The 20076-nt window shown below is 67.3% G+C and carries 17 protein-coding genes; 7 read left to right on the top strand and 10 right to left on the bottom strand.

Going from position 1 to position 20076, the window contains the following annotated elements:
* The first annotated feature begins 56 nt into the window (after nt 1–56).
* Complete coding sequence (locus ACODSL_RS06015) at nt 57–2573, top strand: CHASE3 domain-containing protein (protein ID WP_488900282.1); 2517 nt, start codon at nt 57–59, stop codon at nt 2571–2573.
* Here ACODSL_RS06015 and ACODSL_RS06010 read toward each other — a convergent pair whose 3' ends face one another.
* The 4 genes from ACODSL_RS06010 to ACODSL_RS05995 all read right to left on the bottom strand — a co-directional run bounded on the left by ACODSL_RS06010 (nt 2574) and on the right by ACODSL_RS05995 (nt 7072).
* Nucleotides 2574–3908: a hypothetical protein gene (locus ACODSL_RS06010; RefSeq protein WP_488899757.1), complete on the bottom strand. Its 1335-nt coding sequence runs from the start codon at nt 3906–3908 to the stop codon at nt 2574–2576.
* Nucleotides 3909–3952: 44 nt separating this feature from the next.
* Complete coding sequence (locus ACODSL_RS06005) at nt 3953–4258, bottom strand: hypothetical protein (protein ID WP_488899756.1); 306 nt, start codon at nt 4256–4258, stop codon at nt 3953–3955.
* 157 nt (nt 4259–4415) lie between these two features.
* A complete protein-coding gene (locus tag ACODSL_RS06000) occupies nt 4416–4973 on the bottom strand; it encodes a GNAT family N-acetyltransferase (protein WP_488899755.1) in 558 nt (185 codons plus the stop codon).
* Entirely contained in the window at nt 4958–7072 is a 2115-nt protein-coding gene (locus ACODSL_RS05995) for a S9 family peptidase (protein ID WP_488899754.1), read from the bottom strand. The genes ACODSL_RS06000 and ACODSL_RS05995 overlap by 16 nt, the downstream gene beginning before the upstream one ends.
* A gap of 196 nt (nt 7073–7268) precedes the next feature.
* On the opposite strand from ACODSL_RS05995, the gene ACODSL_RS05990 reads away from it, so the two are divergent.
* Nucleotides 7269–7487 (top strand): CsbD family protein, encoded by a 219-nt coding sequence (locus ACODSL_RS05990; protein WP_488899753.1) that lies wholly within the window; start codon nt 7269–7271, stop codon nt 7485–7487.
* A 171-nt stretch (nt 7488–7658) separates the two neighbouring features.
* On the opposite strand, the gene ACODSL_RS05985 is transcribed toward ACODSL_RS05990, so the two are convergent.
* The 6 genes from ACODSL_RS05985 to ACODSL_RS05960 form a co-directional block, all read right to left on the bottom strand.
* Nucleotides 7659–8108 carry a MaoC family dehydratase gene (locus tag ACODSL_RS05985; RefSeq protein WP_488899752.1) on the bottom strand — a complete coding sequence of 150 codons (450 nt, stop codon included), beginning with the start codon at nt 8106–8108 and terminating at the stop codon, nt 7659–7661.
* A gap of 100 nt (nt 8109–8208) precedes the next feature.
* Nucleotides 8209–8697, bottom strand: coding sequence for an SRPBCC family protein (locus tag ACODSL_RS05980; protein WP_488899751.1), 489 nt, complete (start codon nt 8695–8697; stop codon nt 8209–8211).
* A 30-nt stretch (nt 8698–8727) separates the two neighbouring features.
* Nucleotides 8728–9519 carry an SDR family NAD(P)-dependent oxidoreductase gene (locus ACODSL_RS05975; protein WP_488899750.1) on the bottom strand — a complete coding sequence of 264 codons (792 nt, stop codon included), beginning with the start codon at nt 9517–9519 and terminating at the stop codon, nt 8728–8730.
* Nucleotides 9520–9618: 99 nt separating this feature from the next.
* Complete coding sequence (locus ACODSL_RS05970; protein ID WP_488899749.1) at nt 9619–11427, bottom strand: acyclic terpene utilization AtuA family protein; 1809 nt, start codon at nt 11425–11427, stop codon at nt 9619–9621.
* A 41-nt stretch (nt 11428–11468) separates the two neighbouring features.
* Nucleotides 11469–13010, bottom strand: a complete 1542-nt coding sequence (locus tag ACODSL_RS05965; RefSeq protein ID WP_488899748.1) for an acyl-CoA synthetase — start codon at nt 13008–13010, stop codon at nt 11469–11471.
* Between the two features lie 38 nt (nt 13011–13048).
* Nucleotides 13049–14719, bottom strand: a complete 1671-nt coding sequence (locus ACODSL_RS05960) for a GMC family oxidoreductase (protein WP_488899747.1) — start codon at nt 14717–14719, stop codon at nt 13049–13051.
* A gap of 186 nt (nt 14720–14905) precedes the next feature.
* On the opposite strand from ACODSL_RS05960, the gene ACODSL_RS05955 reads away from it, so the two are divergent.
* The 5 genes from ACODSL_RS05955 to mopJ all read left to right on the top strand — a co-directional run bounded on the left by ACODSL_RS05955 (nt 14906) and on the right by mopJ (nt 19862).
* Nucleotides 14906–16249 carry a cytochrome P450 gene (locus ACODSL_RS05955; RefSeq protein WP_488899746.1) on the top strand — a complete coding sequence of 448 codons (1344 nt, stop codon included), beginning with the start codon at nt 14906–14908 and terminating at the stop codon, nt 16247–16249.
* A 69-nt stretch (nt 16250–16318) separates the two neighbouring features.
* Nucleotides 16319–17203: a crotonase/enoyl-CoA hydratase family protein gene (locus ACODSL_RS05950; protein WP_488899745.1), complete on the top strand. Its 885-nt coding sequence runs from the start codon at nt 16319–16321 to the stop codon at nt 17201–17203.
* A 90-nt stretch (nt 17204–17293) separates the two neighbouring features.
* Entirely contained in the window at nt 17294–18535 is a 1242-nt protein-coding gene (locus tag ACODSL_RS05945; protein ID WP_488899744.1) for a DUF2336 domain-containing protein, read from the top strand.
* Nucleotides 18536–18747: 212 nt separating this feature from the next.
* Entirely contained in the window at nt 18748–19167 is a 420-nt protein-coding gene (locus ACODSL_RS05940) for a Ros/MucR family transcriptional regulator (protein ID WP_488899743.1), read from the top strand.
* 203 nt (nt 19168–19370) lie between these two features.
* Nucleotides 19371–19862 carry a motility/cell cycle regulatory protein MopJ gene (gene mopJ, locus ACODSL_RS05935; protein ID WP_488899742.1) on the top strand — a complete coding sequence of 164 codons (492 nt, stop codon included), beginning with the start codon at nt 19371–19373 and terminating at the stop codon, nt 19860–19862.
* The last annotated feature ends 214 nt before the right edge of the window (nt 19863–20076 follow it).

Here is a 20076-nt window from a genome sequence, read left to right as displayed (position 1 = left end):
TGTGTACTGCCCTTTATGCCCGCCCCGGCGGCCAAGATCGGATGTCCGCCGTGAGTATGAAGCGCGTACTGCTTCTTCCGATCCTGCTGATCGTCCTGCTGGCGGGCCTGACGGCCTATACCGGCTTTTCGCAGGCCGTTTCCCTGCGCCGCAGCCAGGATCAGGTCACCCACACCCACCAGGTTCTGGAAACGGTCCGTGGCCTGTTCTCCAGCCTGCAGGACGCGGAAACGGGCCAGCGCGGATATCTTCTGACCGGGCGGGAGGAATATCTCGAGCCCTGGACCGCAGCGAAATCCCGGATGCCCGGGCAACTCGCGCGGTTGCGGATGCTGACCGCAGACAATCCCGTCCAGACCGCGCGGGTGCACCGGCTGTCCGACGCGATGGAAGCCCGTCTCGATGTTCTTGAGCGCAATCTCCTGCTCAGCCGTTCAGGCAATCTGGCGGCCGCCCAGGCCAACATCGCCACGGGGCTTGGCAAGATCCAGATGGATCGAATTCGCGTCATCGTCCGCGAGATCGTGGCCGAGGAGGACAACCTGCTGGCCGGCCGTGAGGCCCTGGCCGAGGCCGAGGAGCACAAGAGTCTCTGGCTTTCGCTGGGCGTTGGCGGTCTGGCGCTGGCGGGGCTAGGGTTCACGGTCGCGGCGATGGCCCGGTCCAACTGGCGTCTGCGCGTCGCGCTCAACGAGAGGGACACCGCCGAGTCCGGCAAACGCGACGCCGACAATCTGGTCCGCGCGGTGTTCGAGAACATCCCCGACTATCTCTACACCTTCGACGTGACGCCGGACGGCCGGTTTCTGATCGGCGACTTCAACCCGGCGCTGGCCAAACTGCTCGGCGGCGACATGACGCCATGGCGCGGCCGCGACGTCATGGAGGCCTTCCCTGTCATGGGGCCGCGCCTTGTCGAGCTTTACTCCCGGGTCATCGAAACCGGAGCGGCGACGGCGATCCGCGACTCGACCGAGGTCCCCGGGGTCGGCGTCATCACCTGGGAGTCCACGCTCGCGGCGGTGCATGAAGATGCCGGCCGCGTCACGCGGATCGTCGGGTCGTCGCGTGACATTACCCAACGCGAGCGCGCCGAGGAGCAGCTGCGCCGGGCGCAGCGGATGGAGGCCATCGGTCAGCTGACGGGCGGCGTCGCCCACGACTTCAACAACCTGCTGCAGGTGATCCGCGCCAACCTCGAAATGATCGAGCGCAACCTCACAGACAAGAAGGCGCTCGCCCGGCTGGCCAATGCCACCCATGCGGCCGACCGGGCTGCGGACCTGACGCGTCAGCTGCTGGCCTTCGCGCGCCGCCAGCCGCTCGAGCCGGAGGTGGTCAATCTGGCCAGGCTCGTCCAGACCATGACCGAGATGCTGCGCCGGACGCTCGGCGAGACGATCGAGGTCGAAACGATCATCGCCGGCGGCCTGTGGAACACAGTCGCCGACCCTGCCCAGGTCGAAAGCGCCCTGCTCAACCTGGCCATCAACGCCCGCGACGCGATGCCGGGCGGCGGCCGCCTGATGATCGAGTTGGCCAACGCCGAGCTGGATGATCGCTACGCGGCCCGGGACGGCGACATCACACCCGGGCAGTACGTGATGCTGGCGGTGTCCGACACGGGGCAGGGCATGAGCCGCGAAACCATCGCGCGGGTGTTCGAGCCCTTCTTCACCACCAAGGTCGAGGGCAAGGGCACCGGGCTCGGCCTTTCCATGGTCCACGGCTTCGTGAAGCAGTCGAAGGGCCACATCCAGATCTATAGCGAGCCCGGCCAGGGAACGACGGTGAAGATCTATCTGCCCCGAACCCGTGCTTCGGAAGCTCCTGCGGAACGTCGCGATATTCCGACGGGCGGCCACGGCGAGACGGTTCTGGTGGTCGAGGATGATGCGGCCGTGCGCGAAGCGGCGTGCGCCATGCTGGCTGATCTCGGCTACCACTGCATCCAGTCGGATGGGCCCGACGCGGCGCTGGAAATCCTCCGCGGAGACCAGGCGGTGGATCTGCTGTTCACCGATGTCGTCATGCCCGGCAGGGTGAAGACTCCGGCCTTCGTTCGCGAGGCGAAGGCTCTGCGGCCCGGCATGGCGGTGCTCTACACCTCCGGCTACACCGAGAACGCCATCGTGCATCACGGTCGCCTGGATGAAGGGGTGACCCTTCTGTCCAAGCCGTATGGCCGGGCCGATCTCGCCCGCAAGGTGGCTGCCAGTCTGGTTGATGGGCGACAGGCGGTGCTGGTGGTGGAGGACGAGGGTCTGGTCCGGGCTGCGGCGGTCGACCTGATCGCTGATCTCGGCTTCGCGGTGCTGGAAGCGGCCAACGCGACAGAGGCCCTGGCGATCCTGGACAGCGACGCGCGGATCGACATCCTGTTCACCGACATCGGCCTGCCGGGAATGCGGGGCGATGACCTGGCCAGGCAGGCGCGTGTCCAGCGACCCGACCTGCGCATCATCCTCGCCAGTGGCTATACCGAGCGTGATGCAGTCGAGGGCCTCGACGACGTCACAGCGCTGGACAAGCCCTATGACGCCGCCGCCCTGGCGAGGGCCCTCCGGGGGTAGCTATCCGATCTTCAGCCGCACGAACGCCATCCCGCCGCCAGCGTCGCCATAGCTGGCCGACAGGGGCGAGGGGATGTCGAAGCCGTTGATCAGCGCCCCGACGCCGAGCTTGATGTCGTCGCTCAGCCGCCAGTCGTGGATCGCGCCGATCGACACCTTGCGCACAGTGTAGATGTTCCCGGGCGCCAGCTCGGCCTGGTCGACCTGTTCTGCACGGGCGAACACCGTCCAGGCGTCGTTGAACTGGATCGCGCTCTCGAACAGCCAGGCGTCGAGCGTCTCGCCGTCCTTGTCCTTGCGCGCCCAGCCGGCCGTGGCCGAGGCGAAGCCGGCGCTGCCGAAAGCCCGGCCGTAGAGAGCGCTCAGGGACACCCGTTTCTCGTCGACCAGCGGCTCCAGGGCTTCGGGGCTGGTAATGTCCGCCCAACTGGCCTGCAGCGACCAGTTTTCGGTCGGGTTGAAACTGACCCGCGCCGACCGGGAATCGAGGTCGCCGGTCTCGATGTCCCAGCGGTTCTGGTCGGGCTCGCGACCCCGGAAGGCCGAGGCCTCGACCTTCCAGCGGTCCCAGGTGAAGCCGCCGGTGACCACCCCGAACGTGACGTGCGTCGAGTCGAACCAGTGGTGGCTGATCGGCGCCTCGGGACTGTCCATCGCCGCCGTGCGGTGCATGAAGGCCGGCGGGCCGAACGCCGGCTCGCCGGGCAGGCCGCCGTAGACGAACAGGCTGCCCTTGTCGCCGACCGGCAGGCTGTAGCTGGCTGACAGCTCCATGAAGAGGTCGTGGGGATGCTGACGGTCGACCAGGTGGGTCACGCCGTCGGCCGTCTCGCCGGTGGCCAGCAGCAGGGGGTAGCCCTCGGGGCCCATCACCGGGTCAGGGCTGAGCATGGCCTTGATCTGCAGCTTGCCCGGGCCGAGATCGCGCTGGGCCATAGCCATCAGCATGCCGGCGGCGAACGACCGGCTGTCGCCGCGCAGGCCGGACTGGTCGCTGTAGACGGCGTTGAACTCGCCGTGGACCATGACCATCCAGCCGCCGGCCATAAGGTGGATGCCGCCATGCGGCGTGGCGTCCGGCTGCCAGGCGGTGCCGCCGGCGTCGCGGTTGGCGGCATAGGGGCCGAGCGGGCTGATCATGCCACTCATGCCGGCCATGGACTCCATGTCGGCCTCGGCGGGAGCCACGGATGCGGCGGGTTTGTCCGGCCCGGACGCCGCCATGCCCGGCATGTCATGTGTGCTGTGGTCCTGCGCGAACGCAGCGGGGGCGAGCATCACGCTCGCGGCGAGGGCGGTCGCGCCGAAAAGGCGCGCGCGGGTCTTGGGGGTCATCGGACCCTCCTTCTGTCTGAGGTCGAGAATAACGGTTCGAGGCTTCAGACGAAAAGGCGAGGTGGTTCAGGCTCTGGCGCTGTGGGGCGACCCTCAAGCCGGGGCTCGACGGCGGCGTAGACGGGGGGTTCGGCTGGAAGGGCGCGCGCCAGGGATGCGGCTTCGGTCGGCGCCGGCAGGCAACCGACGCAGCAGGTCATCGCCGCCTGGGCGGGGACAGACTTGCCGTGGTCAGCGGGCGCTTCGTGGCAGGGCGGCTGCCCGGCCGGCATAGGCATTGCCCGCGCGGTCCCGCCCGCGACGAACAGCGTCGCGATCAGGATCATCACCAGGGTGCGCAGGGCCTGCATGACCGGGAAAGTAGGGAGGGGGCGGGGCGATGGCAATGCGTCCTTCGAGACGCGATCCTGAGGGATCGCTCCTCAGGATGACGGGCAGAGTTGGCTTGCGCTTGTGTTCGTCATGGTGAGGAGCGGACCCTCGGGTCCGCGTCTCGAACCACGCACCCTACCCCCCGCCCAGCGGCAGCCCCGGCCCTTCCGGCAAGGTCTCAACACCGCCGTTCAGCGGTTTCATCATCATCACGATGTCCATCCACCGGCCGAACTTGAAGCCGACGCCGGTCATCACGCCTTTCAGCTCGAAGCCCAGCGAGCGGTGCAGGGCGATCGACGGCGCGTTCTCCGACCCGCCGATCACCGCCATCAGCTGGCGCAGTCCCAGCCGCTCGCAGTCGGCGATCACCGGCGTCAGCAGGATCTTGCCCAGGCCACGCCCCTTGGCCCAGGGCGCGATGTAGACGCTGTCCTCGGCGGTGTAGCGATAGCCGGTGCGCGGCCGGAACGGCGAGGCGTAGGCATAGCCCGCGACCCGCCCGTCCAGTTCGGCGACGTAGTAGGGCAGACCCTTGGCCCGGATCGCCGCCAGCCGCTCGGCCATGGCCGCCGCGCCGGGCGGCTCCTCCTCGAAGGTGCCCGTGCCGTGCAGACAGGCGTCGCCATAGATGGCCGCAAGGGCCTCCGCGTCGCCCGCCGTCGCCGCCCGAATGATCAAGCTGTCGTCCATCCCCGATCCACCGCCCAGACAGCAAAAGCGTAGTCCAGCGCGATCTCCTTGAGGAAGTCGAACCGGCCCGAGGCGCCGCCGTGACCGGCGTCCATGTTGATCTTGAGCAGGATCGGGTTCCCGCTTGTCGAAAAGTCACGCAGCCTGGCCGTCCACTTCTCCGGCTCCCAGTAGGTCACGCGCGGATCGGACAGCCCGCCGGTCGCCAGCACGGCCGGATAGGGCTTCGCTGACACCTGATCGTACGGGCTGTAACTGAACATGTAGTCGTAGGCCTGCGGATCCTCGATCGGGTTGCCCCACTCGGGCCATTCCGGCGGCGTCAGGGGAAGGCTGGTGTCGCTCATGGTGTTGATCACGTCGACGAACGGCACCGCGGCGATGATGCCGGCCCACAGGTCCGGCCGCAGGTTGGCCACGGCCCCGACCAGCAGCCCGCCCGCCGAGCCGCCGTAGGCGACGGTTCGCTCCGGCGCGCCATAGCCGGCCGTATGCAGGTGCTCGGCGCAGGCGATGAAGTCGGTGAAGCTGTTCCGCTTGCTGAACTTCTTGCCATCCAGGAACCAGCTCCAGCCCTTTTCGGCCCCGCCGCGCACGCAGGCGACGGCCCAGATCCAGCCCCGGTCGACAAGGCTGAGATTGCGGATCGAGAAGCCCGGCTCCTGTGAAATGCCGTAGCTGCCATAGCCGTAGAGCATCAGCGGCGCGGACCCATCCAGCGGCGTCCCCTTCTTCATCAGGACGAAGACCGGAACCTCCGCCCCGTCGGGCGCGCGGGCGTTCAGCCGGCGGGTCTCGTAGTCGGCCGGGTTATGGCCGGACGGAATCTCCTGGGTCTTGCGCAGGGTCCGTTTGCGGGTCGCCATGTTGTAGTCGATCCACTGCCGGGGCGTGGTCATCGAGGTGTAGGTGAAGCGCAGCGTGGCGGTGTCGTACTGATAGCCGCCCTCGAGTCCGAGCGCGTAGGCCGCTTCGTCGAAGTCGACCACATGCTCCTCGCCGCCCCGGGCGGTGATGACGATGCGGTTGACGGCGTCGACCTTCTCCAGCCGTACGAAATGGTCGCGGAAGGGCAGGGTCCCCAGGATCAGGACGCCCGGCGCGGGCGCGACCCAGTCTTCCCAGTTCGCCTTTCCCGGCTTGTCCTCGGGCGCGGTGACCAGCTTGAAGTCGACCGCCCCGTCGGCATTGGTGCGGATCACGAAATGGTCGTTCCAGTGATCGACGTCGTAGCGCATGCCGACCTGGCGCGGTTCGACCACCTTCGGCGCCGCGGTCGGGTCAATGGCCGGGATCAGCCAGGCCTCGCTGGTTTCCTGGTTGCCGCAACCGATGACGATCCACTGTCGCGACTGGGTGACGCCCGCCCCGATGAAGAAGCCTTCGTCCGGTTCATCGTAGACGAGCACGTCGTCCTTGGCCGCGCCCCCGACCGGGCGACGGAAGACCTTGGCGGGCCGCCCATTGTCGTCGCGCAGGGTCCAGAAGATCCACTTCGAGTCCGGCGAAAACACGAAGTCGGACACGCTCTCGACCGGCTCGCCGATGGCCGCGCCCGTTGCGATGTCACGGACATGGATGCGGTAGACCTCCGAGCCCTGTTCATCGACGGCCCAGCCATAGCAGCGATGGTCGGCCGTGTGGCTGGCCGCGCCGACCTGGTAGAAGGCCTTGCCCTTCGACTCGGCCTCCTCGTCGAGCAGGATCACCTCACCGTCGGTCTTGCCGACCGGCCGGCGGGCATGGATCGGATGCTGCGCCCCCGCTTCGTAGCGGCTGTAGTATTCCCAGGCCCCGTCGGGATCCGGCACGGAGGCGTCGTCCTCCCTGATGCGGCCCTTCATCTCCTCGAACAGCGTGGTCTGCAACGCCTCGGTCGAGGCCAGCATGGCCTTGGTGTAGGCGTTCTCGGCGGTCAGGTGTTCCCTGACGTCGGCCTTGATCAGCGACGGATCGCGCAGGACCTTTTGCCAGTTGTCGTCCTTCATCCAGGCATAGTCGTCCACCCGCACCCGGCCGAGCTGTTCGATGCGCACCGGGACCTTGCGGGCGGCGGGCGGGACGGGTTTGGCGGTGGCGGACATAACGCTCCGGGGCATCTGTGGGATGGGGGCGACCTCGGCCGCCTGAAGGTGTCGCGGGCGCGGGATTCGGCGCTCCAGACACCGCAGCTTGGGCGGGACGATGCCCCCGGTCAAACCCCGGAAACGCCGTTCAGCGTGGAACCTAGGCGTTCCGAGACGGTTCTTCCTGCACGGCGTCCGTGGACGCCTTCGTCATGCAAGGAGCACCGCCATGTGGGACCGTATCGAAGGTTCGTGGAAAGAGATGACCGGCAAGGTCAAGGAGCAGTGGGGCAAGCTCACCGATGACGACCTCACGGTTGTCGCCGGCAAGCGCGACCAGCTCGCGGGCAAGATCCAGGAGCGCTACGGCTACGCCAAGGACAAGGCGGACCAGGAAATCAGCGCCTTCGAGACCCGTATGAAGGAAGACCGTTCCTTCAAGGAATAGGCGCCTTCACGCCCAACAGAAAACGGCCGCGGATCGCTCCGCGGCCGTTGCTGTGATCCTCCCCCATCGGGGAAGGGGATCGCCGAAGGCGAGACGGAGGGGGTCCGCCTGGATCGCGGGGGCCCCCTCAGCCGGCTTCGCCGGCAGCTCCCCCGAAGGGGAGCATTGAACTTAGCCGCCGTAGATGACCGAGATGGTCTCGGCGACGCAGGCGGGGCGATCCTCGCCCTCGATCTCGATGGAGCATTCGTTCTTCATCTGCAGGCCGCCGGCCTTGGCTTCCACGGCCAGCAGCTTCTGGCGCATGCGCACCTTCTTGCCGACGCGGACCATGTTGGTGAAGCGCACCTTGTCGCTGCCGTAGTTGATGCCGCGCGTGACGCCGTTGACCTTCAGCAGGCCGGCGCCGAGGAACGGGATCAGCGACAGGGTCAGGTAGCCGTGGGCGATCGGGCCGCCCATCTCGCGGGTCGCCCGCTCGACGTCGACGTGGATCCACTGATGGTCGCCGGTCGCCTCGGCGAACTGGTTGACGCGTTCCTGGGTGATCTGGACCCAGTCCGAGACGCCGATCTCTTGACCGACCAGACTCGCCAGATCCTTGTAGTCGACTTCCTTCATGGCGCAGTTCCCTTCAAACAGTTGTTGGAGACTCAATGCCCTTTGCGGGCGGCGGTTTCAACCACGACCCGACGGCAAGGCCTGCCCGCGAGGCGCGTGGCTAGAGGCCGAACCGCTTCGGGTCGGACGCGATCAGCGCCTCGAGTTTCGGCATACCGGCGCGCAGGCCGCCGGCCAGCTGGCGGGAGATCAGCCAGCCGAGCGGGAACGGGGCGCTGGCCTTGCCTCGCCAGACCAGCTCGCAGCCGCCTGCGGTCGGCTCGACGCGGTAGTCCTCAACGGCCGCCGACAACGGCAGCGACGACCGCTCGAAGCGGAACGCCATTCGCTTTCCGTCTTCCCAGCCGAAGAAGGTCTCCTCGATGACCTGCGGTCCGACCTCGACGGTGCGGGTCGTCCCGACGGCGAACGGCGCCGGACTGGTCCAGGTCACCTTGGTGATCGGCAGCCACCGGGTCCAGGCGTCACCATCCAGCAGCGCCGCCCAGACCGCCGACGGCGGGAACGGGAAGGCATGCCGGACCTCGATGGTCCCCTTGGCCAGATAGTCTTCTCCGACGGCGGTATGCGCGCGAAGGGGTTTCGACATTTCAGACATCCTTGAATTAAATGAAAGCGCCTAGCGCGGCGGCATGCGGATGGCGCCGTCCAGCCGGACGGTCTCGCCGTTGAAGTAGCCGTTGCGCAGCATGGTCACGGCCAGGTCGGCGTACTCGGCCGGATGGCCCAGCCGGCGCGGGAACGGCACGGAGGCCGACAGGCTGTCGAAGATCGCCGGTGCGCGCGTCTTGACCCCCAGCATCGGCGGCGTGGCCATGATGCCGGGCAGGATGGTGTTGATGCGGATGCCCTCGTTGGCCAGGTCGCGGGCGATGACCAGCGTCATGCCCTTGATGGCCGCCTTCGACGCCGCATAGGCGACTTGGCCGACCTGACCGTCCTCGGCCGCGACCGAGCCGGTGTTGACGATGGCGCCGCGAGCGCCGTCCTCGTCGGGCTCGAGCGTCGCCATGCCGGCCGCGCTCTTGACGATGCAGCGGAAGGTGCCGACCGTGTTCAGGCCAAGCACCCATTCGAAGTCAGACACGACGAACGGCTTGATCTCGCCGGTCTGCCGGTCGCGGGCGATCGTCTTGCCGCCCCGGCCCCCGCCGGCGCAGTTGACCAGATAGCGCTCCTGGCCATGGGCCGCGCGGGCCTTGGCGAAGCCGGCGTCGACCGAGGCCTCGTCCATCACATTGACCTCGCAGAACAGCGCGCCGAGCTCCTCGGCCTTCTTCTGGCCGGTCTCGGGGTTGAGGTCGAAGATGGCGACCTTCACGCCGAGGTCGCGCAACGCCTTTACCGTCGCCGCGCCGAGACCGGACGCGCCGCCGGTGACCACGGCGGATACGCTGCTGTCGAGTTTCATGGTCGTTCTCCCAGGATCGCCGGCCTTCCTGGGCCGGGCTGTTGGCGCATTTGAGCGCCGGCGACGCTGGGGCAGGCAAGCGGCCGTTGCAGAACGACGTCAGAGCCGGGGCGCGAGGGCTCTGGGCACATCAATGCCGATGTCGAGAAGCTGCTGCGCCTTGCCCTTGGCCAGCGGGTCGAGCCGCAGGCTGGAAAACTGCCCGCCGCCCAGCGCCTGGATGAAGTGCAGGTTCAGGGCGTTCATCCCGGGCAGCTCGTAGCGAATGACCTTCGGGTTCACGGCGCCCTCGAACTCATGCGCGAACCAGGTCCGCATCCGTGCTTCGGAGAGGCCCGCGCGGATCCAGGGCAGCCAGGCCGGGTCGCGGGCGATGACGCCGATGTTGAAGGCGTCGCCCTTGTCGCCGGACCGGGCCCAGGCCAGATCGACCAGCGGTACGGTGACCATGTCGGCCTCCGGCTCCGGATCGGCCGGGCGGGGCGGGGCGATGACCTTCGCCGGATCGAAGCCGCCGCCGGCCGTTGGCGTGACGGTCAGGGTCTGGTCGCCGATCGACACGGTCGCGGGAAAGGCCTCGCGCGGGAGCAGGATCGAGAACACGCGGGCCACGGGGGTGATGGTCGGCGCGCCGCCGAACCAGCCGGTGGTGCCGACACTCATTGAGGTCGTCGGGGAGGCGAACTCTCGCATCATCAGCCCGAGGGCGGCCGCGTCGTCATGTTCCGCGCCGATGCGGGCGACGACCTCGCGCACGCCCTGGGCCTGCGGCGTGGCGTTGGCGCCGTAGCTGGCCTCCGCGCCGAGGATCTCGACCCGCTGGTCCCGCAGGGGCGGCAGGTTGCGATCGCGCAGCATCTCGCCGACCCGCTCCAGCACCGCGTCCGCCTGGCGCTGCGCCTTGCGGGCGGCGTCGCGGCCGACCACCGGCATGGCGCCGATGAAACGATGGCCGTCGCCCCAGGTGACGCAGACCTTGTACTGGCCGCTGGCCGGATAGCCCTTCGCGCCAGTGACCAGCACGCGCTGCTCGCCGGCGGCCTCGACCCGCACCTCCGTGAAATCGCAGATCACGTCAGGCAGGGCATAGCCCTGCGGATCGCCGACCTCGTAGAGGATCTGTTCGGTCACGGCGGCCGGCGAGACCAGACCGCCGGTGCCCGGCGGCTTGGTGACGATGAAGTCGCCGTTGGCGTGGCACTCGATGACCGGATAGCCGATGTGCGCCCAGTCGGGGACGTCCTCCCAGTCGGTGAACAGGCCGCCTGTCGCCTGCGCCCCGCACTCGATGACGTGCCCGGCCAGTGAGCCGGCCGACAGCCGGTCGTGATCCGCTTCGGTCCAGCCGAACTCGTGCATCAGCGGGCCCAGCGTCAGGGCGCTGTCGACCACCCGGCCGGTGATGACCATGTCGGCCCCGGCGGCCAGGGCGGCGGCGATCGGGGCGGCGCCGAAATAGGCGTTGGCGCTGAACACCTTCGCCGGATCGGGGAAGGGCGCGTTGGTGAACATCTCTTTCAGGCCGCGCGTCGCCAGGTCCGGCAGCTGTCCGGCCAGGTCGTCGCCCTCGATCACGGCGATGCGGAACGACAGTCCGGCGGCGGCCGCCAGTTCTTCCATCCGGGCGCGGCAGGCGCGCTGATTGAGCCCGCCGGCGTTGGTGATGATCTTCACCCCCTGCGCCTTCAGCTCGCGCAGATTGTCCTTCCAGACCCAGTCGGTGAAGTCGCGAGCGTAGCCCTGGTCGGGCCGCGCCGCGCGCAGCTGGCCCAGCGACGACATGGTCGCCTCGGCCAGATAGTCGAGGATCATGTAGTCGAGGTGTCCCCCGCGCAGCAGCTGCGGGGCGGCCACGGACGAGTCGCCGAGGAATCCCCCGGCGCCGCCGATGCGAACGACCTTTTTCATGCTTCACACCCTCGCCCCGATCGGGCCGCCCGTTGTCGCGATCAGCCGATCTTGGCGGCGCGGTCTGCCCAGTAGGCGTCGCGGATCAGGCGCTTGTAGATCTTGCCCGTGTCGTGGCGCGGCAGCTGTTCCATGAAGTCGATCTGCCGGGGCCGCTTCACGCCGCTGAGATTGGCGCGGACGAACTCGTTCAGCTCCGCGGCAAGTTCGTCGCCGGCCTCGGCCCAGTTCGCGGGCTGGATGACGGCCACGACCTTCTCGCCCATCTCGTCGTCCGGCGCGCCGACCACCGCCACATCAGCGACCTTCGGGTGGGTCACCAGCAGGTTCTCGATCTCCTGCGGATAGATGTTCACCCCGCCGGAGATGATCATGAAGCTCTTGCGGTCGGTCAGGTAGAGGAAGCCTTCCTCGTCCAGCCAGCCCACGTCGCCCAGGGTGGTCCAGCCGTGCTGGTTCTTGGCCTCGGCGGTCTTCTTCGGGTCGTTGTGGTACTCGTAGGCCCCGCCGCCGGCGAAATAGACGCCGCCTTCCTGGCGTGGGGGCAGCGGGTTGCCGTCCTCGTCGCAGATCTTGACCTCGGCCGTCAGGCCCTTGCCGACTGAGCCCTTGTGGGCGAGCCATTCCTCGGAGTTGATCGCCGTAAGGCCGTTGCCCTCGGTGCCGGCGTAGTACTCATGGATGATCGGCCCCCACCAGCTGATCATCTGTTCCTTGACCGGCACCGGGCAGGGCGCGGCCGCATGGAACACGGCCTGCAGCGAGGACACGTCGTATTTGGCGCGAACCTCTTCCGGCAGCTTCAGCATGCGGACGAAGTGGGTCGGAACCCACTGGGCGACGGTGATCTTGTACTGCTCGATATACTTGAGCGCCGTTTCCGGATCGAACTTCTCCATCACCACGACCGTGCCGCCCAGCTGCAGCATGCCGGCGGACCAGCCCAGCGGCGCGGCGTGATAGAGCGGCGCCGGCGACAGGTAGACGCTGTCAGGGGTCGAACCGTAGAGCCCCACAAGGAGCATCATCAGCGGACCGGGAGTCTCGCCGACGCCGCCCTCGGGAAGGGGTCGGCGCACGCCCTTTGGGCGTCCGGTGGTGCCTGACGAATAAAGCATGGTCATGCCCGGCGAAGGATCATCGATCATCGTGGTCGGGAAGGCGGCCCGGGCGTCTTCGAAGCTCTCGAACGGCGGGACCACGCCGTCGCACATGTACAGTTTCACCCCGGGGAGGGCAGCGGCCGCTTCCGTGGCGACCCCCGCCAGGCTTTTGCCGGCGATCAGCACCTTCGCGCCGCAGTCGCCGACGATGTACTCGATCTCGCCGGCCGTCAGCTTGGACGAGATGCAGGTGATGTAGAGGCCGGCCCGCTCGGTGGCGTAGAGGATTTCGTAGTAGCGGGGGCTGTTGTCCATGAAGACCGCGACAGCGTCGCCCCGCTTCAGGCCCAGCGACCGGAACAGCTGGGCCCCCTGGTTGGCGCGCTGGTCGAGCTCGCCGTAGGTCACGGACTCGCCGGTGGCGGCCATGATGTAGGCGACCTTGTCGGGCATCGTGCGGGCGTGGTGGATCGGGTGCATGGCGGTCAGACTGCTCGACTTGAGTGGGGACGAAAGGGTCAGGCGGCGAGGGCGGAAGGTGCGGACTTGCCGAGGATCATGTCCGAGGCCTTCTCGGCGATCATGATGGTCGGGGCGTTGGTGTTGCCGCTGACCAGCCGGGGCATGATCGAGGCGTCGACGACCCGCAGGCCCTCCACGCCGTGAACCCGCAGCTGGGCGTCGACCACGGCGCGCGGGCCGTTGCCCATCTGGCAGGTGCCGACCGGGTGGTAGATCGTGGTGCCGGCGGCGCGAGCGTACTCGAGCAGCATCTCGTCGGACTGGAAGTCGGATCCCGGCATCATCTCGTGATCGATCCAGGGCGCCAATGCGGGCTGGGACCCGATCTTGCGACCCCACTTCAGCGCCGCGACAGCGACTTCCTGGTCCAGCGGATCGCTCAGATAGTTGGCGACGATGGCGGGGTAGGCCGAAGGATCGGCGGACTTGATGCGGATATGGCCACGGCTTTCCGGACGAAGCTGGCAGGGGGCGATGGTCAGGCCGGGCTGCCCCTCCAGTTCCATCTTCTGCTCGTTCATCAGCTTGTCGGTATCCATCGTCGCCGGGAGGATGTGGAACTGGATGTCGGGATGGGCGAGGTCCGGCCGCGACTTGCAGAACACCGCGATGTGCGCCGCTGACAGGGTCAGCAGGCCCTTGCGCTGGAACAGGAACTTCATCGCCTCGCCGACGAAGCGCGCGCCCTTGGTCAGTTCGTTGACCGACACGGTCCCGGCCTTGAGCCGGTAGGTCTGGGTCATGACGTAGTGATCCTGCAGGTTCTCGCCGACGCCGGGGAGGTCGTTGACGACCGCGATGCCATGTTCCTTCAGCAGAGCCGCCGGGCCGACGCCGGACAGCTGAAGCAGCTGCGGCGAGTTCACCGCGCCGCCGGCGAGGATGACTTCCGCCTTCGCCGTAGCCGTCCGTTTCACGCCGTTCTGGGTGAACGCCACGCCCGTGGCGCGCTTGCCCTCGAACAGCACTTTCGAGGCCAGGGCGTTGGTTTCGACCCGCAGGTTCGGACGGCCCATGACCGGATGCAGATAGGCGACGGCGGCCGAGCAGCGCTGCCCGTTCTTAACCGTCAGCTGGTAGTAGCTCACGCCCTCCTGGTCGCCGCCGTTCAGGTCGGCGCGGCGCGGGATGCCGGCCTCTTCGCAGGCGTCGACCACCGCATCGGACACCGGGTGCTTGGTGGTCACGTCGGAGACGTTCAGGGGGCCGCCCTTGCCGTGCAACGCGCCGGCGTCCCGCTCCTGGTGCTGCGAGCGCAGGAAGTAGGGCAGGACGTCGTCCCAGGCCCAGCCTTCGCAGCCCAGCTGTCGCCAGTTGTCGTAGTCGGCGTCCTGGCCGCGGATGTAGAGCAGGCCGTTGATCGAGGAGGAGCCGCCCAGCACCTTGCCGCGCGGCCAGACGTGCGTGCGGCCGCCGGTGCCGGGGTCGGGCTCGGTGTTGTACAGCCAGTTGACCTTGGGGTCCTTCAGGGTCTGCGAATAGCCGACCGGCACATGGATCATCAGGTTGGACATGAATTGAGACGGGTTCTTCGTCGGGCGATCATCGCCGCCGGCTTCGAGCAGCAGGACCCTGGTCTTGCCGTCGGCGCTCAGCCGATTGGCCAGAACGCAGCCGGCGCTGCCGGCGCCGACGATGATGTAGTCCGCCTCGATGGTGTCGCTCACGCGTCCGCTCCCTGATGCCGTGATGACCGGAACGTCTTCTGCGCGCCTGATCGCTGATCACTTTACGGGCGGGGAAGGCGTTCTGGAAAGGGCGCCGTGGCGGAAGGTGACGCAACGTGACGATTGCCCCGGCGGAGCGCTCGCCTATGGTCCCACCGCCAGCCATATTTTGGGGAGTATGCGGTCATGCAACTGATCAGCGAGACGGCGGTCGACGGCCGCGCGGGACCGAATTTTCCCGTCACCTACCCGACGCTTCCGGGCGTCGATCTGACCGATATCCTCAGCTTCGCCGGCGGTCAGCCATGGGCCGACTTCGCCCGGATGCGCGAGCAGGCGCCGGTCATGTGGCACACCGAGTCGCGCCACGAGGGCCCCGGCTTCTGGGCCGTCACGCGCCATGCCGACGTCATGGCCGTCAACGGTGATCCGGAGACCTTTTCCAGCCAGCGCGGCGGCATCCTGATGGCCCAGGGGCGGCCGGAACAGCGCCACGCGCTGCTCTACCGCGCCTCGATGGACGCCATGATCAACATGGACGCGCCCAACCACCTGCAGCTCCGCCGTGAGCACATGCCCTATTTTACGCCGTCCTATCTGCGCGGCGTAACCGAGAAGGTACGCGCGGAGGTGACGCGCCTGCTCGACGCGATGGCCGACAAGGGTGAGTGCGATCTCGTGGAGAACTTCTCCGCCGTGCTGCCGCTGTTCACCCTGTGCGAAATCCTCGGCGTGCCGCCGGAAGACCGGCCGCGCTTCCTGAAGTGGATGCACTATCTGGAGATGGCCCAGAACCTGGCCACGCAGCAGGCGACGGCCGGCGTCGCGCCGACGCTGGAGCTGATGCAGTTCATCGCCGACTTCAACAGCAACGTCGAAGAGATGTTCGAGTACGGCCGGCACATGCTGCACAAGCGCCGGCTCGAACCTCAGGCCGACCTGCTGACAGCCATCGCCCGGGCGCAGGTCGAGGGTGAACAGCTGAGCGACGAGTTCCTCGACGGGTCCTGGCTGCTGATCGTGTTCGCCGGTAACGACACCACCCGCAACACCCTGTCCGGCTCGATGAAGCTGCTGACCGAGTTCCCCGACCAGCAGGCCAGGCTCATCGCCAACCCGGACCTGCTGCCCGGCGCGGTCAACGAGTTCATCCGCATGGTCAGCCCGGTGATCTACATGCGCCGCACGGCGACCCGTGACGCGGAGATCAACGGCCAGATGATCGCCGAGGGCGAAAAGGTGATCATGTACTACGGCGCCGCCAACCGGGACCCGGCGGTGTTCGCCGATCCCGACCGGCTGATCGTCGATCGCGCCAACGCCGACAAGCACATCGCCTTCGGCTACGGCCCGCACACCTGCATCGGCAAGCGGGTGGCGCAGATCCAACTGGAGGAGGCCTATCGCCAGATCCTGGCCAGGTTCCCCGACATGCGCTGGACCGGCGACATCGACATCGCCCCCAACAACTTCGTCCACGCCATCCGCAAGCTGGGCGTGAGCTTCACGCCGGAGCGCAAGGCGGCCTGATCAGGCCTCTTGCCTTCCCCCGCGTCCGGCGGTCTTCATCCGCCGCAACGACCTTTACAGGAGCCCGTCATGGCCAATCCGACCTTTGAAACCATCCTCTACGACGTCAAGGACGGGGTCGCGACGATCACTCTGAACCGGCCGGACCGGATGAACGCCTTCACGACGCAGATGATGGCCGAGATGATCCAGGCCTTCGACATCACCGACGCCGACGATGCGGTGAAGGTGGTCGTGGTCACGGGCGCGGGCCGGGCCTTCTGCGCCGGCGCGGACCTCGGCGGCGGCGCCAAGACCTTTGACTATGCCAAGCAGGACAGCGATCCGCGCGAGGCCAACAAGGTCAACGGCGTCTATCGCGACGGCGGCGGTCTGCTGACCATGCGCATCTATGACAGCCTCAAGCCGGTCATCGCCGCGGTCAACGGCGCGGCCGTCGGCATCGGCGTGACCATGCAGCTGGCGATGGATATCCGCATGGCCTCGACCGAGGCCAAGTTCGGCTTCGTGTTCGCCCGCCGCGGCATCACGCCGGAAGCCGCCTCGTCCTGGTTCCTGCCGCGCATCGTCGGCCTGCAGCAGGCGCTGGAGTGGTGCTACACCGGCCGCGTGTTCCCGGCCCAGGAGGCCAGGGACGGCGGACTGGTTCGCTCGCTGCACGCGCCGGAAGATCTTCTGCCGGCGGCCTACGCGCTCGCTCGCGAGATCGCCGACAACACCGCGCCGGTCTCGATCGCCCTGACCCGCCAGCTGCTCTACCGTAACGCCGGCGCGCCGCATCCGATGGACGCCCACATGTCCGACAGCCGCGCGATCATGGCCCGCGGCGCCCAGGGCGACGCCAAGGAGGGCGTGATGTCCTTCCTTGAAAAGCGCGCGCCCGCCTATCCCGACAAGGTCTCCGCCGACCTGCCGGACATCTGGCCATACTGGGAAAAGCGCGACTTCAAATAGTCGACAGTCACGACCGGTTAACAAGGGTCTGTTGTCATTGGAGGGCGGCGGCGCGTTCCCCCGCCGCGCCCCTTCCGTGCCCCGAGACCCATGAGCGATCCCGCCGTCCGACCCATTATCGATCCTGCCGGCGCCGACGAGGCGTTCGCGGCAAGGCCGGCCGTACGGTCGCGGACGACGTTGCTCAAGCGGCTGGCCGACGTGGTTTGCCTGCCCGGTAGCCGGGTCAACACCTTCGAACGGTCGATGACCGCCGATCTGATCGTCGAACTGTTGCGCGAGGCAGGGCTGGACGAACGCATCCGCATCGCCCGGCGGATAGCCAACGTGTCGGATATCCCGACCGGTCTCGCCCGGCTCCTGATGCGCGATGACCTGGAGGTCGCCCGCGCGCTGCTCGAGAACAGTGCGACCGTCGGCGACGGCGATCTGATCGACTGTGTGCGCACCGCCACCACCGAGCATCGCCGCCTGATCGCGGCTCGCCGGGGCCTCAACGAGCTGGTCGGCGACGAACTGGTCCAGCATGACGAGCCGGCGGTCATCGAGGCCCTTCTGCGCAACGAGCTGGCCAGGCTGAGCCACGAGGCCGTCGAGACCATTGTGGCCGGCACCCGCGATCATCCCCGCCACATTCCATTGCTTCTGCGGCGTAGCGAGCTTCGGCCAAGCCATGCCTATGTGATGTTCTGGTGGTCGGACGCCGAGGCGCGCCGCGTTATCCTCCAGCGGTTCGCCGTATCCCGCGAAGTCCTGCAGGAAGCGGTCAGCGACGTCTTCTCCATGGCCGCGGACGAAAACTGGCAGGATCCGCTGACCCGCAAGGCCTTGCAGTTCATCGAGCGGCGGCAGCGCAACCGGGCGGCCATTGCCCGCAGCCCGTTCGAGAGCCTCGACGAGGCGGTTCAGGTCGCGTCGGAGAGCTTCACCCGCGAGGTCGCCGAGGAGATCTCCTATCTGTCCGGCCTCAAGCCGATGACCGGCGCCAAGATATTCACCGATCCGGGCGGTGAGCCGCTGGCGATTCTCTGCAAGGCGACGGGTCTGCCGAAAACCAATGTGCGTCTGCTCTGGCGGGCGCTGCGACGGCCGGAGACGGATGCCGCAGGTAACATCAACCCGGGTCTTGAACGTGTGCTGACGCTGTTCGACACGATCGCGGTAGACCGGGCTCAAACCGTGCTGCGATACTGGAACTGGTCACTCTCGTCGGCGCTGACGCCGGCTCTCATCAAAGCCATCCGGGATGGGGATGACCAGGCGCTGGATGAGTTCTCACAGCCTCAGCGCGCCGCGATGCTGGCGCTGTCCGGCGATCTGCGCAGAGGCTGACTTCCTTGCTGAACTCAGAAACGCAAGAGTGAAGCGCCTTCGATTGATTGAAGGCGCCGTTGCTTTAATTGGTCCGTTGTGGAGTAAGTCACGCCGATTTCTAGACGCGAAGTGCTTGTGCCTCTCAATGAGGGGCTATATGCACCGGCGTCATAGTCTGTGCGCGCCGATTCCGTTCGCGCTCAATCTCCACCATGATGGAACAAGGTCAGATGGAAGACAAATCCGCGATCATCGAGATGACGACGGACATCGTGTCCGCTTATGTCGGCAACAATTCCGTGGCTGCGAATGATATTCCCAGCCTTATCCAGAACGTTCACAAGGCGCTCACGGAAGTCGCCAGCGGCTCTGTGACCGTCGAAGTCGCGCCGAAGGAACCGGCCGTGCCGGTTCGCCGCTCGATCACGCCGGACCACCTCGTGTGTCTGGAAGACGGCCGCAAGTTCAAGTCGCTGAAGCGCCACCTGCGCACGAAGTACAACATCAGCCCGGAAGAATACCGCGCGAAGTGGGGCCTTCCGAAGGACTACCCGATGGTCGCGCCGAACTACGCCAAGGCGCGTTCGGACCTCGCCAAGCAGATGGGTCTGGGACAGGGCGGTCGTCAGGCCGCCAAGAAGAAGCGCTAGAGCGTATTTTCGGAACGGAAACGTCGAGGGCGGCGGGCTCGGCCCGCCGCCCTTTGTCGTTGTGAAGACTCAGCTTTTCTGCCCGGGCCTTGACTCCCGAACTGAAAGTTGGCGCGCGAAGGCTAATTTCGCTTGCCCCCGATTCGCTGGTTAAGCGATAGTGAATCACGGGTGATTCCAAGGGGTTGTTAAGGATTCTGTAGATGGCCGCGCAACTGGGCGCTTCGGCGACAGCCGCCCGCGCCCATGAAGAGCTGTTCGCTTACTGGGCCTCGTTGCGCCAGGCCGGCCGGCTTCCCGGCCGGGCGGACATCCGTCCCGAAGACTTCAAGCGCCTCCTGCCCACGGTCAGCCTGATCGACATCGTCCCCGGCGTTCGCCGCGACTACCGCCTGCGGCTTGCCGGCACGGGCCTTTACAGCGTCTACGGTCGCGAGATCACCGGCCGCTCCCTCGGCGACGTCTACGGCGCCAAGGCCGCCGACTACTGGCGCGTGGAACTCGACAAGGTGGTCGACGAGCGGCGGCCGGGCGTGGGTTGTCACAGCCTGTCCTGGCGCGGCGCGGGCCACATGTCCCTGCTTTGGCTCAGGCTGCCTTTGGCGACCAACGGCCGGGACGTCGACATGATCCTCGGCTACGACGCCGTCGTGGGCGTCCACGGCGACAGCGGCAGCGGCATCCGCGCGGCCTGACCGGCCAATTCCTTCGCGACTTTGCATTCCGTTCGGCGAAGCCCTTGGGGCTCCCGAGGAACGCGGGAAAGCGACAGGATAAATTTCCTATTGCGAAAATTGATGTAGGAATATTATCCTCATCCTGCCTGCGCCGATCCCGGTCCCGTTTGGGGCGGTTGAAGCGCGACAAGAGCTTCTGGAGTCTCGGACAAGAGCTTTTAGAGCACTCCAC

Source organism: Caulobacter sp. FG121, assembly GCF_057809815.1.
The sequence above is the reverse complement of the archived record's forward strand: the minus strand, read 5'-3'. Positions and strand labels throughout refer to the sequence as shown.